Here is a 17,532-nt window from a genome sequence, read left to right as displayed (position 1 = left end):
CGACACCCTCCTACACGAACTCGGCCACACCGACGACACCATCATCAAACTCAAAATCGACGGCGCCATCACCTGACAGACCCTCGCGACAGATCCCTTGGAAAAAGATCCCCCGGAAAAGGATCCCCCGGGAACCGGAACGCATCCGGCTCCTCTCCGAGGCGCGACCACCAGAGGAGCGCACCCCCGTGAGCTTCACGATTGATCTCAGCGGAAAGACGGCCGTCGTCACCGGCGGCGGGCAGGGCGTAGGGCGGGCGATCTGCCTGTCGTTGGCGACCGCCGGCGCCCGGGTGCTGGTCAACGACTACGTGTCCGACCGGGCCGAGGCGGTCGCCAAGGAGATCACCGAGAGCGGCGGCAACGCGGTGGCCAGTCCCTTCGACGTCTCCGACTACGCGGCCGCGACCAAGGCGATCACCGCCGAGCCGGTCGACATCCTGGTCAACAACGCGGGGAACGCGGGGCCCGCGGTCCGGGACGCGAAGGCGCCCGCCGCAGCCGCCGCACCGGGCACGCCCGGCGCGGGTGTGCGCGGTCCCTCGGTCAGCCTCGGCGAGTTCGCGAACACCGAGCCGGCCGACTGGGACCGCTATTTCGCGGTGAACCTGTTCGGGGTGATGAACTGCATTCGCGCGGCACTCCCCCACATGATCGCGTCCAGTCACGGGCGGATCATCACGATCGTCTCGGACGCGGGACGGGTCGGCGAGCCGCACATGGCCCCCTACGCCGCCGCCAAGGCGGGCGCGGCGGGCCTGACCCGGGCGGTCGCCCGGGAGGTCGGCCGCGACGGGATCACCGTCAACAACGTCGCGCTCGGGACCGTCGACACCATCGGCCTGGAGGCCATGGCCCGTGAGTCGGACGAGGTGGCGGACCGCGTGCGACGCCAGCTGAAGCGCTACATCATCCCCCGGCTCGGGCAGCCCGAAGATGTCGCCGGCCTCATCACCTTCCTCGCCGGGCCCGCCGCTTCGTGGATCACCGGCCAGACCTACCCCGTCAACGGCGGCTACTCGGTCACCATGTGACACCGCACCGAAGGGAACAGCGTGGACCCCGATCTCAGCCCCGACCAGCGCCTGCTTAAGGAAACCACCGAGCGCTTCATCGACTCGACGTTATCGCTGGACCGGGTGCGCGCACTGATCGACTCGGGCGGCGAGGTCGACCCCCTCCTACCGGGAGAACGCCGCCGAGCTGGGCTGGTTCGCCTTCCTGGCCCCCGAGTCGCTCGGCGGCGGGAGCGTGTCCGGTGCCGGTGTCCTCGACGCCACCCTGCTCGCCGAACTGCGCGGGCGGTTCCTCCAGCCGGGCACCTTCATCGACACCAACGTGGCCGTGGCGACCCTCAGCGCCCACGGCTCGGAGGAGCAGCAGGCCAAGATCCTGCCCGCGCTCATCGCGGGGGAGGCCGCGGTGGCGTGGGCCGTCGCCGACCCGGCCGGGGACTGGTCCGGGGCCCGGGGCGTCACCTGCGAGGCGGCACCGGGCGGCGGCTACCGCCTGGCGGGCCGCAAGGGACTGGTCCTGGAGGCCCAGTCGGCGCAGTGGCTGCTGCTGACCGCCGCCGGTTCCGAAGGTCTCACCCAGTTCCTGCTGCCGACGGGCACCCCGGGCGTCACCGTGGAGGTGCTCTCCGGCCTCGACCTGAGCCGCCGGCTGTGCGAGGTCCGCCTCGACGACGTCCTGCTGGACGAGTCCGCGCTGCTCGGCCCGCCCGGTGCGGCCGCGGACGCGGTCGGGAAGCAGCTCCAGCTCGCCGGCGTGCTCAGCGCCGCGGAGACCGCCGGGGCCATGCAGTACCTGTTCGACCTGACCGTGCAGTACTGCAAGGACCGCATCGCGTTCGGCCGCCCGATCGGCTCCTTCCAGGCGATCAAGCACCAGCTCGCCGACAGCAGCCTCGCGCTGGAGATGAGCCACGCCGTCGTCAGCGCGGCGGCCCGGGCCGTCCAGGAGGACAGCGTCGGGGCGGCGCACGCGGCGAGCATGACCAAGGCCTTCGTCTCGGATGCCGCGGTCGAGCTCGCGCACAACTGCTGGCAGCACTTCGGCGGCATCGCCTACACGTGGGAGCACGACTTCCACTTCTATCTGCGTCGTCTCACCGCCGACGCGTCGTTGTACGGCTCGCCCACCTGGCACCGGGAGCGGGTCTGTCAGTTGGCCGGCCTGTAGAGAACGACGGAGGAAAGGAGGCGTCATGGTTGACCAGCCCGATCTCGAGGACTACCGCCGCCAGGCCCGGACCTGGCTCGCCGCGAACCTCAAGCCCCGCGACCAGGGCCAGTCCGGCCTCGTCCGCGGCGACGGCTCCGGCTCGCACACCGCCGAGGACTACCTGCCGGAGCGGGCACTTCAGAAGAAGCTCCACGAGGCCGGCTACGCCGGGATCAACTGGCCCAGGGAGTACGGCGGCCAGGGGCTGAGCGACGAGCACGCGCGGGCCTTCGCCGAGGAGGCCGCGGGCTACCGCACGCCGGAGCTGGGCCACGCCGGCGGCACGACCTACGGCCCGGTCAGCAAGACCCTGATCCGGCACGGGTCGCCGGAGTTCCTGGCCCGTCACCTGCCCCGGATCCTCTCCGGGGACGAACTGTTCGTGCAGCTGTTCTCGGAGCCGAACGCGGGCTCGGACATGGCCGGCATCACGACGAGAGCGGTCCGGGACGGCGACGACTGGCTGATCACCGGGGCGAAGATCTGGACCAGCGGCGCCTCCTACGCCGACTACGGGATGTGTCTGGCCCGGACGAACTGGGACGCGCCCAAGCACCGCGGCCTCACCTGGTTCGCGGTCCCCCTGCGGGCCGAGGGCGTCACCATCCAGCCCATCCGGGAGATCACCGGGGACGCCGAGTTCTGCCAGGAGTTCCTCGACGAGGTCCGGGTCAGCGCCGACGAGGTGATCGGCGAGGTGGACCAGGGCTGGACGGTCGCCCAGACGATGCTGCTCGTGGAGCGCGGCGCGGGCCGCGACGACCCGCTCAACATGCCGCCCGCGCAGGCCGCGGAGATCGACCCGTTCCTGCTGGAGTTGGCCCGGGCGGCCGGCCGGGCCGGCGATCCGGTCGCCCGTCAGGCGATCGCCCGGATCCACACCGCGGACTGGGCCCGGGGAGAGCTGGGCCGGCGCCTCACCGGACTTCTGCGCTCCAGCGACAAGCCCGCGGCCGGCATCGCCTCCTACTGGAAGCTCGCGGCGGGCGTGCACGACCCGCTGCGCGCCCGTCTCGTCATGGAAATCGGGCAGGGGATGCCTCTTGTCTGGCGCGGGGACGACGGGCGCCGCGCCGCGCTGGATTATCTGAACAGTCGGGTCTGGTCGATCGCCGGCGGTTCCAACGAGATGCAGCGCAACGCGATCAGCGAGCGCGTTCTCGGCCTGCCCCGGGAGCCGAGCTTCGACCGCGGCAAGCCGTTCAGTGAGGTTCTTCATAACGCACGGCGGTGGCTTGAAAACACGTGATGTGACCCGTCGCACGGGCCGGCCCGCCCGTGCGACGGGTCGGCCCCGGGCGAGCGGGGGGAACCACCGGGCCTGGTGGTACCGGTATACTCCGCACGGTGAGCACTTCGAATGAGCCGCGCCGGCGAGCGGGCCTTCTACAGGAGCGATCCCGGGAGACCCGGCATCGCCTGGTGCGCGCCGCGCTGCATTTGTGGACCGAGCGCGGATTCGAGACCGGTATCGAGGACACGCGGGTCGAGGAGATCTGCCAGGCGGCCGGGGTCACAAAGGGAACCTTCTACTTCCACTTTGCGCACAAAGAAGACATTCTGCTCGAGATGGGCGCCGAGACAGCCACCGTTCTCAACGAGTCGGCGAACCGCTGCGTCCGTTCCGACCGCAGTCTCGACGACTCGCTGCGCACTGTGCTGAACGCCGTCGCGCGCAACATCAAGGGCACTCCCCCGGCGGCCGTCAGCCGCGCACTCGCCGAGTTCCGGAGACCGCACCGGATCCACGCCTCGTACAGCGGCCCGGCCTTCTCGGAAGCCTTCGAGAAGCTGTTCGCCAAAGCCCAGGAGAAAGGCGAGGTGACCCAGCGGGTAGACCCGTCCGAGATGGCGCAGATTCTCGAGGCGCTAGTCGTGGACTGCATCATGGAGTGGTCTCACGGACGGCTGCCGAAGCTGAATCAGGCGCTGCATCTCCGGGCGGCGATCGTGACGGCTGGGCTGCACCCCGACGTCAACCTTCCGGACTGATCCGGGGCCTTCCGGTGCACGGCCGGGCCGAGGTGGTCCGGTCCTCCTGGCCTCGACCAGGGCCCGGGTCCGATCCTGCCCGACTCCGGCCGACCGAGATGGTCGGCGACCTCGAACGTCGCCTGGACCTCTCGATCTCGCATACCTGGACGTAGACGTGCGCGTGCCCGGTCGCGATCATGTCCGTCCGGCGGTCGGCGATGTAGCGGTAGCCCACCGGTAGAGCTCACCCACCCGTGGGACACGCGCCGCGCGGTCGGGAGATTCACATATACGACATCACCCGGATGGACGCCGGGACCGTCGAGTCCCACAGCGACGAGATGGCCGCGTTCCGCCAGGCTCGGCCACGAGAGGCGCCCGCCGCCGCGGATAACGCCACCGCATCCGGATGAATCGCGGCGAGTTCGCCTGCCCACCGATCGCGTTCCCATCGTGGCCGCACGGCGGCTGCCAACGGGTCGGACAACGCCGCCACCAGACCTTACCCGATGAACCCGCCAGGCCCGCTCCCGGTGCCATCGATAACGGGATGCCGGTGTGTACGGCGGCGTTCCCGACCGGCGCCCGGATGGCGCCGGGCAGTCCCGCGCACAGGCGGAGTCTACGCGTCGGACCTGCCGGCGGGTAGCAAGTGGGCGCGACGGACAGGGTAGCGTGCCGACATCTCCAGGAGTTAGACTGAGTTTAAATATTCCGATCATGACGAACTCGTGGAGGGCCCGTTGACTGAGACCCCTCAGCTCGGATCGCGCGGTATCTACGTCGCGGATCTTGAGCAGAGCCTCTCCTATGGCATATTCGACGCCGATCATCATCTGTACGCCCCGTCCGACGCCACGTCGCGATACCTCTCCGCTGAGATGATCGAGCGCGCCTGGCTGCCCGGCGAGCCCCGGATGCTCACCGAGGAAGAGCACGAGGAAGACGAGGAACTCGACCACGAGAGGCGGACCCTAGGCGTCCACTCGCAGCCCGAGGGTGGCCACGGCGGCGTCGACATCAATGAGCTTCCCGCCATGGAGGGAAGCATTCCCATCCCTGGCGCGATGCTGAACAAGCTGAACCCGATGAAGGATCTCGACCAGCTCAGCCGGGCGCAGCTCGTCGAACGGTACAACGCGATGCGGCCGGCCTTCGAGAAGAAGGACCCGCGGCTGACCCTGATGGACATGCAGAACGTCGAGGTCGCCGTTCTCCACGCGGTCGGGACCGGGTGGGAGAGCGCCTTCCGCCGCGGCGACGTCGAGGCCGGCTACGCGGTGAACCGGGCGTTCAACGACTGGCTGTGGGAGGACTGGGGCTACACCCACGAGAACCGGATCCTGGTCCCGGTGCCCATCCAGCTGTTCGAGATCGACCACGCGGTCGCCGAGCTCGAGCGGACCCTCGACCGCGGCGCCCAGCTGGTCGACCTGCAGCCCGGCCCGGCCTGGGGCCGCTCCCCGTTCGACCCGTACTTCGACCCGTTCTGGTCGCGGGTCAACGAGGCCGGCGTCCGCGTCGCGGTCCACCTCGGCGGGACCTACGCCCGGCACGGAGCCGAGTGGAGCGAGGACCCGAACGCCCGCTACCAGCACTTCGACGGGTTCCAGTGGGTCTCCTACTGGGGCGACCGGCCGATCATGGACACGGTCACGGCCATGATGTACCACAACCTCTTCGGCCGCTTCCCGAACATCAACGTGCTGATCGCCGAGTTCGGCACCGTCTGGCTCCCCTACCTGCTCCGCAAGCTCGATCACGCGATGCTCCTCGGCCGCAAGCCGAGGTGGGGCACCCTGCCCGGGCGCCCCTCGTCGATCTTCAAGGAGCGTTGCGTCATCGCGCCGTTCCCGGAGGAGAACGTGTCCAAGGCCATCGATGTCGTCGGGGCCGACTGCCTGGTCTTCGGGTCCGACTTCCCGCACTCCGAGGGCATCCCCGACCCGATGCAGTACGTCTCGCTGATCAAGCACCTCGACGAGACCACCATCCGCAAGATCATGCGGGACAACCTCTACAACTTCCTCGGCCGCTAATCCGGCGCGGGGGCCGGAGCGAGCACGCCGCAGGCGGCACGGCACGGCACGGCAGGACACGACACATGACGTCGCCGGCCGCCGTCGTCCTGCTACACGCCTGGTGGGTACCGCGGCGGCAGGAGCCGTCCGGTACCCACCGATGGTCACGGGTCCCGCGATTCGCCGTTGCTGGCGCCGGCACCCGGCGATGGAAGGTGGATCGCATGCGATTCGCACTGCGTTTTGATTTCCGCAACCCCGAGTTCGCCGGCACGACGACGGCGGACCGTTACACCGCGGCCCTGGACATGGTGGAATGGGCCGACCGGTTGGGCTGCTCCGCCGTCACCCTCTCCGAGCATCATGGTTCCGCCGACGGCTACCTGCCGAGCCCGGTCGTCATGCTCGCCGCCATGGCCGCGCGCACCAGGACCGTCCGGTTCAGCATCGCGGCGCTCATCGCGCCGTTCCACGATCCTCTCCGGCTCGCCGAGGACCTGCTCGTGCTCGACAACCTCAGCCATGGCCGGGTCGACCTCGTGGTGGCCGCCGGCTACGTGCGCGAGGAGTTCGAGCTGTTCGGCGTTCCGATGAGCGAGCGGCCGCGTCGCGTCACCGAGGTGGTCACGACGCTCAAGGCGGCGTTCTCGGGACAGCCCTTCGACTACCGCGGGCGCCGGGTGCACCTCACGGCCCCTACCGGCCCAGCGGCCCCTGGATCTCGCTCGGGGGCAGCAGCGAGCCCGCCGCGCGGCGGGCCGCCCGCATCGCCGACGGCTTCATCCCCTCGGACCTGCGGGTGTGGGAGTTCTACCGGGACGAGGTCCAACGGCTCGGGCGTCCGGACCCGGGCCCGAGCCCGATCGGCGCCACCCGGACGACCGTGCTCGCGGAGGACCCGGACAAGGGCTGGCAGCAGATGGCGCCCTACTTCCTGCACCAGATGAACACCTACGGCGCCTGGCAGGCGCAGGACGACGTCTCGTCTCCCTACCGCTCGGTCGCCGACGTCGACGAGCTGCGGGCGAGCGGGCAGTTCCGCATCGTGACGCCCGATCAGCTCGTCACCGAGCTGCGGGCGTCCCGGACCCCGTTCGCGAACTTCCACCCGCTCTGCGGGGGCATGCCGATCGACCTGGCCTGGTCGAGCCTCCGGTTGTTCGAACGCGAGGTTCTGCCGAGGGTCGCCTGAGGCGGTCCCGCGAACGAGCCCGGTGACCCAACGCCGCGAACAGGCCCCAGGAGGGACCGATGACTGATCCTGATCCGAAGCTGCCCCTGAGCGGGGTCACGGTGCTCGACCTCACCCGGCTGCCACCCGGCGGCTTCTGCACCGTCCTGCTCGCGGACCTGGGCGCGGACGTCATCCGGGTCGAGTCGCCGAAGGGCCGGCTGTTCGACGGCCCGATCGGGCTGAACCGCGGCAAGCGGTCGATCGCCCTCGACCTCCGTCATCCCCGCGGGCTGGAGGTGCTCGGGCGCCTGGCCGCACACGCGGACGTGCTCGTCGAGAACGAGCGGCCCGGCGCCATGGCCGAGCGGGGCTTCGGGTACGCCGACGCGGCCGCGCGGGCACCCGGCCTCGTCTGGTGCTCGATCACGGGCTACGGCCAGGACGGGCCGTACGCGCAGTGGTCCGGCCACGACCTGTCGTTCGCGGCCCACTCGGGACTGCTGACGGCGCTGGAGCCGGACCTGCCCTGGCACCCGCAGCTGATCCTCCCCATCCCCGTGGGCGCGCTCATGGCGAGCGTCGGCATCCTCGCCGCGCTGCGGGAACGGGACCGGACGGGCCGGGGCAGCCAGCTCGACATCAGCCTCTCCGAGTCGGCGACCTGGCTGCTGTCCTCCGCCGACGGGATCCTCGACACCGGGCCGCGGGGCGTTCCCGCCGGCCCGGACCGACACCTCTACGAGTGCGCGGAGGGCACCTGGGTCGCCGTGACCGCCGCGGAGCCGCGCACCTGGGCGGCGTTGTGTACGGGGCTCGGGCTGGCGGAGCTCGCCCCCACCCTGCACCGGTGGGACGACCCGGAGGCGGTGACCGGGCGGCTCGCCGAGAAGTTCCGGGCGGCGCGGGCCGAGGACTGGGTGGCGAAGCTCGGCCCCCTCGGCGCCAGCGTGGTGCGGGTGAACCGCGGGACGGACCTGGCGGGCGATCCGCACGTCGCCGCCCGGGGCCTGCTGCAGAACGTGGGCGGGCTGACCGTCCCACGCTCCCCGGTCCGCCTGCGCGACGCCGACGGCGAGCGGCCGCCGGCCGAGAGCTACCCCCCGCCGCCGGTGGGCCAGCACACGCGCGCGGTGCTGGAGGATGCCGGGCTGAGCCCGTCCGAGATCGACGAGCTGACCGACTGCGGCGCCGTCGGTCGCCCGCGTGAGCCCGCGTCCGTCGACGGACCCGACGGCACCCGCGCACCCGGCCAGGCTCACTGATGAAGGCGGTCCGCAACGCGCCGCCGGGCGTCGAGATGGTCGAGGTCGACGAGCCGGCCGGCGACGGCGAGCTGATCAGGGTGGCGGCGGTCGGCATCTGCGCGTCGGACTTCCTGTATCTGGACTACGGCAGCACGCAGATCGCCGGGCACGAAATCGCCGGGGTCACCGCCGACGGCACGCCGGTCGCCGTCGAGGCGATCGCCGGCTGCGCGAACTGCGCCCACTGCGACGCCGGGAACCGGCAGTTCTGCGACACCCTGCTGGGCAGCGCGCTGGGAATGACGGCGCCCGGCGGGATGGCCGAGTACTTCCGTGCCCCGCGCCGGGCGCTCACCCCGCTGCCCACCGGGCTCGCGCTGCGCGACGCCTGCCTGGTGGAGCCCGGGTCGGTCGCGTGGCACGCCGCCCGGCTCGGCGGGGTGGGGCCGGGCAGCCGGGTCGCGGTCGTCGGCGCGGGCGGCATCGGCATCCTCGCCGCCGCGGCGGCGCAGGCGCTCGGCGCGGCGGAGGTCGCCGTCGAGGCACGCCATCCGCATCAGTACGAGGCCCGCGAACGCCTCGGTGCGGTGGCCCCCGGAACGGACTACGACGTGGTGATCGAGACCGGCGGCAGCGAGAGCGCGCTGCACCGCGGCATCGAGCTGGCCCGGCGCCGGGGGACCGTGGTCTACGCCGGCATCCTTCAGGGCGTCACGCTGCCGCACTCCGAGCTGGCTCTGAAGGAGGTCGCGCTGCGGCCGTCGCTCGGGTACAGCGCGCACGACGGCCGACGCGAGTTCGCGGAGGTGGCGGACATGCTCGCCGCCCGGCCGGAGATCCCCCAGATGCTGATCTCCCACCGGTTCCCGATCGACGACGCCGTGGTGGCGTTCGAGACCGCACGCGACCGCTCCCGCGGTGTCCTCCGCGTCGTCGTCGAGCCCTGACCCCCGTCTGCGGTCCGCCGTCGGCGGTCGCCCGCCAGCGCGCGACAGGAGCCGTCACGGCGCGGACCTGGCAGCCAGGTCGCCTGGTGCCGACCATGCGGGAGCCACGTTGCGATCAGCGCTGCCGGTGAGATCGTCCGGCCACTGGCCGAAAGGTGCTGTCTCAGGTCACGCGCTGCGCGATAAACACGAACTCGCGACCTGGGCGATCAGGGGCTTCTCGCACATCCAGCACTCGATAGCCATGAGCGACCAGGCTCGTCTCCACTTCGGCCCTGCTGCGGAACCGAAGGATCGAGTCCGAGGTGACAACCGATCCGTCCGACAGGAACCTGTATACATAGCGGAAAGAAACGAATGGAAGGCTCACGTCGGTAACCTGGAAGTGCCGCTCCACCGTTCCGACCCCTGGAATATCGACGGTGACCTGACCAGCGTCTGCAGCCCATTCATCCCAAGCCCGACGTTCAGGGCGCCTTGTCTCGAACACGAGGTAGCCATCTGGGCGAAGTGCGGCCCGGACGCCCTGGAGAGTCCGGATCCACTCGTCGTCAGTGAGAAAAACCTGCGCCACATTCCCCGTCATCACTGCGAGATCGATGTTGGCCGTCGGGACAGCCGTGACATCTCCATGCACCCAGGTGATCTTTCCACCTCGATCCTTCGACTTCGCGACCTCCAGCGATGCCTCGGCAGGATCGACACCCACGACCGTACGACCGCTCTCGGCCATCAGGATCGCCAGGCAGCCCGTCCCGCAACCGACGTCAAGGACACGGTCCGCGCCTAGCTCGTCGACGATGCCGAGGTAGGCCGTCGCATCGTCGCGCTCTCCGTCGAGCGCGTCATAGATGGGTGCAAGGCGGGGATGAGCGAAGATCGGATCGGGCACCCGGCGACCGTATCCGCGGTCGAGGACTCCGGCGACCAGACACCCGCCTCCGGTCAGGTCAGTCTGCGCAGCTCGGGCAGCCCGTCCGGCAGGCAGAGGACGTTCGCCTCGGCCAGCTCCTTCATCTCCGGCTCGGTCAGCCCGAGGGCGGCGAGGATCTCGACGGCCTGGGAGCCGATCGGCCCGGGGTTCGTGCCCACCACCGGCGAGGTCTCCGACAGCCAGCGGCCGATGCCCGGCCTGGGCACGTCGGTCCCGCCCGGGCCGCGCTCGAAGTAGACCACGCCGCGGCGGTGCAGGTAGTCGACCGCCTGGTCGATGGAGACGACCACGTGCGCGGCGATGCCGGCCGACGCCAGCCGCTCGATCCAGGAGGCGGCCTGCCGCTGCGCGAAGCGCGTCTCCAGGTCGCGGGCCAGTGGACCGCCCGGGTCCGGCCAGCTCCCGGCGCTGTCCTGACCGTCGAGACCGGTCACGCGCAGGAGGGCCGCCAACTCCCCCGGCTGTGCGGCCAGGAAGAACCAGCTGTCCCGCGCCTGGTAGAAGCGGTACAGCGCGCTGCTGCCGTACTCGTTGCGCAGCGCGTCCGGCCCGTCCGCACTCCCCCGTGCCTCAGCGCTCCCCTGCGCCTCCGCGACGAGGTACGGGGCCTGGTGGAACGTCGAGCCCTGGGCTAGCGACGCGCCCACCTGCTGGCCGCCCCCGCCCTTCAGCTGGGCGAAGAGGGCGACGGCCACGGCGTAGGCCCCGAGAATGCCGGTGCCGGCGTCGTTGATCGGTGTCGGCTGGTAGAGCGTCCAGCCGAAGCGGTGCCCGTACCGCCAGCTCATGCCCGTGGCCGCGTTGCACTGGTTCTCGTAGCCCCGACGGTGCGCCCACGGCCCGCTCAGACCGTAGGCGGTGATGGAGCAGTGCACCAGCTCGGGGTTCAGCTCGCTGACGCGCTCGTAGTCGATGCCGTACCGGGCCTGCGACATCGGCGTGAAGTTGGTGACCAGCGCGTCCGAGCGCCGGATCAGCTCGGCGGTGAGCCGGGCCCCCGGCGCGCTGCTGGCGTCCAGGAGCACGGCGCGCTTGCCGCGGTGGAGCTGGCCCACGATGCCGTCGGTCACCGCGGGCACCGGATTGCCCACCTTGATCACATCAGCGCCGAAGTCGGCCAACAGCCGGGCCGCGGTGGGGCCGGCGACCGCCTGGCTGACGTCGAGCGCGGTGAAGCCGCTGAGCGGAAGATCCACCGCGGCCCCCGCCGGCACGGCCGGGTGGCCGACGCGGGCGGGCGCCCCGCGCAGCTCGGCGAGCAGCGCGTCGCGGTCCTGGTCGGGCAGGTGGCGGGGCCGCGGCGGGGCGGGCGCCCGGGACAGGTCGAAGCTGCGGCCGGGCATCACGGTCGGCCCGGCCAGCGGGTCGTCGAGCGTCAGGACGGTCCCGGACCGCACCGCCTGCTCGGTGGCGACCCACTGGGCGGGGGTCCGGACCATCGACACCGGCATCCGCGCCTTGGCCGCCACCTCGTCCCACCAGGACGCCGGCCGGCTGCGGACCAGGTCCGCGAACATCGCCATGGCCTGGTCACGATGCTCCAGCGAGAAGTCGCGGGCCGCGACGTCGATGAGGCCCAGGCGCTCCCACTCCTCGGCCACCCCCGCCGCCGCGAGGAGGGGGATGACGAACTTGGAGTACGGCGAGAGGTCGATGATCCCGCCGTCCGCGCACTGGTAGGTGAGGTCACGCAGCAGGTGGCTGTCGCCCATCAGCGGGTTCTCGTACACCCGCATCCCCAGCATGGTGCTGTAGGCCTCCGCGAACGCCTCCGCGAGCGGGATCTCGACCCGCTGTCCCCGGCCCGAGCGCTCCCGCGCGATCAGTGCCATGACGACCGACACCGCCCCCATCAGGGCGCCGAAGTTGGACGCCGTCGTGATCGGGGTGAACAGCGGCGCCGTCGGGTCCCGTACCTCCACCCGCCGGCGGCCCGAGGGATCCCAGTGCTCCCGCAGCGGACGGTAACCGGCGACGGCGGTCTGGACGATGCCCTCCCACCCGGCGAGCGAGGCCTTGGGATCGTCGCCGGCGAACCCCGGCAGCGAGCAGTAGACGAGCCGCTCGTTGGTGGCCCGGACCGACGCGGCCCCGAGACCGAGCCGGTCCATGACGCCCGGCCGGAAGTTCTCGATCAGCACGTCCGCGCGCGCCACGAGCTCGAGGGCCGTGGCCCGGTCGGCGTCGCGTTTCAGGTCCAGGGTGATGCGCCGCTTGCTGCGGTTGACGTAGGCGTCGACCGGATCGGAGGCCCGGTCCGAGCCGGGCTGGTCCACGTGCACGACGCTGGCGCCGGCCTCTGCGAGCAACAGCGCGGTCAGCGGGCCCGCGAGCTGGTGGCCGAAGTCGACGACGCGGACGCCGGACAGGCCGGGCGGGCCGCTCTGGGTGTTCTGGGTGCTTTGGGTGTTCCGGGCTGGGCCTGGCATGTCAGTTGACCTGCCGTTCGTGGTCTTTCCAGTAGGGCGCCCGGAGCTTGAACTTCTGCAGCTTTCCGGTGGCGGTGCGTTCGAGTGAGGGGCGGAGCTCGACGGAGGTCGGGCATTTGTAGTGCGCGATACGGTCGCGGCAGAAGGTGATGAGCTGCTCCGACGTCACGGTGGTACCGGGACGGAGCACGACGAGGGCTTTGACGGTCTCACCCCATTTGGCGTCGGGAACACCGATGACGGCCGCCTCGGCGACATCGGGATGCTGGTAGAGGGTGTCCTCGACCTCGATGGAGGAGACGTTCTCACCGCCGGTGATGATGACGTCCTTCTTGCGGTCGGTGAGAGTCAGGGCCGCGTCGGTGACGATGCCGCCGTCGCCGGTGTGGAACCAGCCGTCGCGCAGGGCTTCGGCACTCTGGTCGGGCTGGTCCCAGTAGCCGTCGAAGACATGGTTGGAACGGATGAGGACCTCGCCGGTGGCGTCGGTGGTCAGCCGGACGCCGAGGGCGGGCGGGCCGGCGGCGGCCAACCGCCGGGCACGTTCCTCGGTGGGCAGCGCCGCCCAGCCGGGCCGGGCCCGGTTGATCGTGAGCAGCGGCGAGGCCTCCGTCGACCCGTAGATCTGGATGAACTCCCAGCCGAGATCCTCCTCGACCCGGGCGATCATCGCGCTGGGCGGCGGGGCGCCGGCAACCACGACCCGGACCGTGTCCCGCCCTGGGACGGGTCGGTTCTCGGCGACGCGGCGGGCGGCGGCGTCGAGGACGGAGGCGATGACCGCCGGGGCGGCACACAGCAGGGTGACGCCCTCGGCGGCGACGCGGGCCAGGATCTCCTCCCCGTCGATCCTGCGGATGATCACGTGGCTGCCGCCCATCCCGGTGACCGCGTAGGGCATGCCCCAGCCGTTGACGTGGAACATCGGCAGGGTGTGCAGCAGCACGTCCCGGTCGCTGACACCGGTGTGCCAGCCGAACGAGGCGGCGTTGAGCCAACAGTTGCGGTGCGTCAGCCGCACGCCCTTCGGCCGGGCGGTGGTCCCCGACGTGTAGTTGAGGGTGGCCACCGCGTCCTCGTCCGGCTCCCACCCGGCCGGCGCTCCCGGCGGCGCCGGAGCGAACAGCTCGCTGTCGGTGGCGCCGTCCAGGACCAGCCGGTCCGGCACCTTAGCCTCGGCGAGCAGCTCGGCGTAGTCGGGGTCCACCAGCAGCAGCCGCGCCCCGGAGTGCTCGAGGATGTAGGAGATCTCCTCGGGGCCCAGCCGGTAGTTCACCGGGACGAGCACCCGCCCGCTGCCGGACACTCCGTAGAAGCAGGCCAGGAAGCGGGCCGAGTTCGGGGACACGATCGCCACCCGCTCGCCGACCCCCACGCCCAGCCGGTCCAGCCCGACCGCCACTCCCCGCGCGCGGCCCGCCAGCTCCGCGTAGGACACCCGGCCCCACGCTCCCGGCACGCCCGGCTCGTCGACCACCCCCAGGCTCTCCGGGTACACCGTCTCCGCCCGGTCCAGAAAGTCCGACACCGTCAGGGAAACCTTCATCCCACATCCTCCCTCCAGCGAACCGGGTTGACAGTACATGTACTTCAACCTAGTGTAAATATGGACGACGGCGAATCAAGCAGGTAGCCTGGCCGATAAATCCGTCCTGTAGATGTGTCGTGATGCGTGCGTGGTTTCCGGGACGCACGCTCGGACGTGGGGAGCATGGTGGTGGCGGATCGCATTTCGCTAGTGGACTATCTCGTGCTGGATGACGAGCCACATCTCGTCGCGCACGAGTGCGAGCAGTGTTCCGCGCGGTATTTCGACCGCCGTAACGCGTGCGCGGCGTGCGACAACACCACGTTCCGCTCCGTCGACATCCCGCGCGAGGGGACGGTGTACACGTTCTCGATCGTGGCGGTGGCCCCGCCGGGTGTCCCCGTGCCGTTCGTCGCCGCGATCGTCGACTGCGGCGGGACCCGCGTACGGGGCAACCTGGTGAACATCGATCCGGATCCGGAGCAGGTGAAGCTCGGGATGCGGGTGCGGCTGACGACCGTTCCGCTCGGCGCGGACAGCGCGGGCGTCGAGGCGGTCGGTTACGGGTTCGAGCCCGCCTGAGCAGGCTCGTCGCGACGAGGGGAAGGTCCGCGATGGCGGAGGACGTCTGGATCCTCGGGATCTCGATGACGAAGTTCGGCAAGCACCCGGGCAGGGACCACGTCGACCTCGCGTCCGAGGCGGCGCTGGCCGCGCTCGCCGACGCCGGGGTCGGCATCAGGGACATCGGCGTGCTCGCCGCCGGCAGCCTGACCGCCGGGAGCTCCAGCTTCGGCCAGCAGATACAGAAGCAGATCGGCCAGACCGGCATTCCGGTCTACAACGTCGCCAACGCCTGCGCCACCGGCGCCACCGCGCTGCGCGTCGCGCTCCTGGAGATCAAGGCCGGCGAGGCGGACCTCGGCCTGGCCGTCGGGGTCGAGATGCTCTCGGGCGCCGGACTGCTCGGCGCTCCTCCGCGCCAGGACAAGGGCGGAACCTGGACACCCACCGGGCGGTTCGGGGCGATCACGCCGCTTGAGGGCAGGGTCGGCACGGACTCGATGCCGGGCGTGTTCGCGCAGATCGGCCTGGAGTACGGCCACCGCTACGGAGGCGCCAGCTTCGAGCTGTTCGCCCGGATCGCGGAGAAGAACCACGCGCACTCGACGCTCAACCCGCTGGCGGCCTACCAGAAGAGGTTCACCGTCGAGCAGATCATGAACGACGTCATGATCGCCTACCCGAACACCCGTCCGATGTGCTCGGCGAACTGCGACGGCGCCGCCGCGGTGGTCGTCGTCAGCGACCGCAAGCTGCGGACGCTCTCCCCGGAGCAGCGCCGGCGCGCGGTGAAGATCAGCGCCTCGGTGCTCACCAGCGACCCCTGGCAGGAGGCCTGCCAGGTCCTCCCGGACGTCAACACCCTCACCCGGCAGGCCGCGACACGGGCCTACGAGCAGTCCGGCATCGGTCCGGACGAGCTGGACCTCGTCGAGCTGCACGACTGCTTCGCCACCGCCGAACTGGTGCACTACGACAACCTGATGCTGTGCGAGCAGGGCGGCGCGGTCGACTTCTTCAACTCCGGGGCGACCTGGCGGGACGGCCGGACACCGGTCAACGTCAGCGGCGGGCTGGAGTCCAAGGGGCATCCGATCGCCGCGACCGGCATCGCCAACATCTGGGAGATCTGCCAGCATCTGCGCGCTGAGGCCGGGGACCGGCAGATCGAGGGCGCGCGCGTCGGGCTCGCCCACGTCATCGGACTCGGCAGTGCCTGCGGCGTGCACGTCCTGGAGAAGGCGGCCGGCTGAGCGGCCCGATCCCCGGTAGCCGTCGCCGACACACAGGTGTCGTTGCAGTAGCGGCTCTCCGCTACTCCGCGGTGTCCAGAGACCTGGAAACATCCCGGACCTCTGGACGCCGCGAACGAACGTGAGGGTCAGCGCCGGCGGAGCGCGGGCTGGGCCAGGGACGGCGGGACATAACCGGCGTCCTCCGGGTTGACGTTGACGCCAGGCGGGACGATCTCGTCGATCCGGTCCAGCGTCGCCTCGTCCAGGGTGACAGCGCTGCCGGTGAGCTGGCTTTCCAGGTGCTCCATCGTGCGCGGGCCGATGATCGCCGACGTCACCGCCGGGTGGCGCAGCACGAACGCCAGCGCCAGCTCGATCAGCGTGACACCCACCTCGGCGGCGAGGTCGGCGAACGCGATCGCGGCCTCGACCTTGCGCTGGTTCGCGGGCACGGACAGATCGAACCGGTTCGGCACCCGGGACATCCGGATGCTCGTGACCTCGCCGCCGTCGCGGGTGTGGCGCCCGGACAGGAAACCGCCGGCCAGCGGGCTCCACGGCAGCACCCCGAGTCCGTACTTCTGCGCCACGGGCAGCAGGTCGGCCTCGATCCCGCGGACGAGCAGCGAGTACGGCGGCTGCTCGGTGACGAACCGCTCGCGGTTGCGGCGCTCGGCCACCCACTGTGCCTCGACCACCTCGTGCGCCGGGAACGTCGAGCTGCCGAAGTAGCGGATCTTGCCGGCCCGGACAAGGTCGGTGAGCGCGCCGAGCGTCTCGTCGATGTCGGTCGACGGGTCGGGACGATGCACCTGATAGAGGTCGATCCAGTCGGTGCCGAGCCGCCGCAGGCTGTTCTCCACCTCGGTGACGATCCAGCGCCGTGACAGGCCGCGCCGGTTGGGCCCCGGTCCCATCGGCATGTACAGCTTGGTCGCGAGCACGACGTCGTCGCGGCGGCCGGCCAGCGCCTTACCGACGATCTCCTCGGACTCGCCGGCGGAGTAGACGTCCGCGGTGTCGACGAAGTTGACGCCGGCGTCCAACGCCCTGTGAATGATCTTTATCGAGTCGTCGTGGTCCTGGTTGCCCCAGGTCCCGAACATCATCGCACCCAGGCAGAGCGGGGAGACCCGCACGCCGGTGCGGCCGAGTACGCGGTAGTCCATGTGCGGTAAGCATGCGCGGGGTGAGCAACCTGGCGCAATCCCTACATCAGGCTGTTGCGTACTGGAGGGGGCGCGTGGGCAGATGAC

The 17,532-nt window shown here is 70.9% G+C and carries 13 protein-coding genes and 1 pseudogene; 10 read left to right on the top strand and 4 right to left on the bottom strand.

Annotated features, from left to right (window positions below; translation table 11 throughout):
• The first annotated feature begins 188 nt into the window (after positions 1 to 188).
• The 8 genes and pseudogenes from MXD62_RS32640 to MXD62_RS32605 all read left to right on the top strand — a co-directional run bounded on the left by MXD62_RS32640 (position 189) and on the right by MXD62_RS32605 (position 9,586).
• Entirely contained in the window at positions 189 to 1,034 is an 846-nt protein-coding gene (locus tag MXD62_RS32640) for an SDR family NAD(P)-dependent oxidoreductase (protein WP_248833202.1), read from the top strand.
• Between the two features lie 169 nt (positions 1,035 to 1,203).
• Complete coding sequence (locus MXD62_RS32635) at positions 1,204 to 2,184, top strand: acyl-CoA dehydrogenase (RefSeq protein WP_308301364.1); 981 nt, start codon at positions 1,204 to 1,206, stop codon at positions 2,182 to 2,184.
• A 25-nt stretch (positions 2,185 to 2,209) separates the two neighbouring features.
• On the top strand, positions 2,210 to 3,475 hold the full coding sequence (locus MXD62_RS32630) for an acyl-CoA dehydrogenase family protein (protein WP_248833201.1): 1,266 nt from the start codon (positions 2,210 to 2,212) through the stop codon (positions 3,473 to 3,475).
• 173 nt (positions 3,476 to 3,648) lie between these two features.
• Positions 3,649 to 4,218 (top strand): TetR/AcrR family transcriptional regulator, encoded by a 570-nt coding sequence (locus tag MXD62_RS32625; protein WP_235013641.1) that lies wholly within the window; start codon positions 3,649 to 3,651, stop codon positions 4,216 to 4,218.
• Positions 4,219 to 4,943: 725 nt separating this feature from the next.
• Positions 4,944 to 6,239: an amidohydrolase family protein gene (locus MXD62_RS32620; protein WP_248833200.1), complete on the top strand. Its 1,296-nt coding sequence runs from the start codon at positions 4,944 to 4,946 to the stop codon at positions 6,237 to 6,239.
• 206 nt (positions 6,240 to 6,445) lie between these two features.
• A pseudogene (locus tag MXD62_RS32615) lies at positions 6,446 to 7,413 on the top strand (LLM class flavin-dependent oxidoreductase).
• A 59-nt stretch (positions 7,414 to 7,472) separates the two neighbouring features.
• Positions 7,473 to 8,657: a CaiB/BaiF CoA-transferase family protein gene (locus MXD62_RS32610; RefSeq protein ID WP_248833199.1), complete on the top strand. Its 1,185-nt coding sequence runs from the start codon at positions 7,473 to 7,475 to the stop codon at positions 8,655 to 8,657.
• Positions 8,657 to 9,586: an alcohol dehydrogenase catalytic domain-containing protein gene (locus MXD62_RS32605; RefSeq protein ID WP_248833198.1), complete on the top strand. Its 930-nt coding sequence runs from the start codon at positions 8,657 to 8,659 to the stop codon at positions 9,584 to 9,586. Before MXD62_RS32610 ends, MXD62_RS32605 begins: the two co-directional genes overlap by 1 nt.
• Positions 9,587 to 9,749: 163 nt before the next feature.
• On the opposite strand, the gene MXD62_RS32600 is transcribed toward MXD62_RS32605, so the two are convergent.
• Genes MXD62_RS32600 through MXD62_RS32590 form a run of 3 tightly spaced genes read right to left on the bottom strand, consistent with a single transcriptional unit; the run spans position 9,750 to position 14,495 of the window.
• Positions 9,750 to 10,478 carry a class I SAM-dependent methyltransferase gene (locus tag MXD62_RS32600; RefSeq protein WP_248833197.1) on the bottom strand — a complete coding sequence of 243 codons (729 nt, stop codon included), beginning with the start codon at positions 10,476 to 10,478 and terminating at the stop codon, positions 9,750 to 9,752.
• Positions 10,479 to 10,531: 53 nt separating this feature from the next.
• Positions 10,532 to 12,949 (bottom strand): CoA transferase, encoded by a 2,418-nt coding sequence (locus MXD62_RS32595; RefSeq protein ID WP_248833196.1) that lies wholly within the window; start codon positions 12,947 to 12,949, stop codon positions 10,532 to 10,534.
• 1 nt (position 12,950) lies between these two features.
• A complete protein-coding gene (locus MXD62_RS32590) occupies positions 12,951 to 14,495 on the bottom strand; it encodes an AMP-binding protein (RefSeq protein WP_248833195.1) in 1,545 nt (514 codons plus the stop codon).
• A 165-nt stretch (positions 14,496 to 14,660) separates the two neighbouring features.
• Between MXD62_RS32590 and MXD62_RS32585 the strand changes: the two genes are divergently transcribed.
• Entirely contained in the window at positions 14,661 to 15,059 is a 399-nt protein-coding gene (locus MXD62_RS32585) for an OB-fold domain-containing protein (RefSeq protein WP_248833194.1), read from the top strand.
• 32 nt (positions 15,060 to 15,091) lie between these two features.
• Positions 15,092 to 16,294, top strand: coding sequence for a thiolase family protein (locus MXD62_RS32580; protein WP_248833193.1), 1,203 nt, complete (start codon positions 15,092 to 15,094; stop codon positions 16,292 to 16,294).
• A gap of 128 nt (positions 16,295 to 16,422) precedes the next feature.
• Here the strand turns inward: MXD62_RS32580 and MXD62_RS32575 are convergent, their stop codons facing one another.
• Positions 16,423 to 17,445 carry an aldo/keto reductase gene (locus tag MXD62_RS32575; protein ID WP_248833192.1) on the bottom strand — a complete coding sequence of 341 codons (1,023 nt, stop codon included), beginning with the start codon at positions 17,443 to 17,445 and terminating at the stop codon, positions 16,423 to 16,425.
• Positions 17,446 to 17,532 lie beyond the last annotated feature (87 nt).

The organism is Frankia sp. Mgl5 (genome assembly GCF_023242985.1).
Classification (GTDB): Bacteria; Actinomycetota; Actinomycetes; order Frankiales; family Frankiaceae; genus Parafrankia; species Parafrankia soli.
Note: the sequence above shows the minus strand (reverse complement) of the source record. Positions and strands in the feature narration are given on the sequence as shown.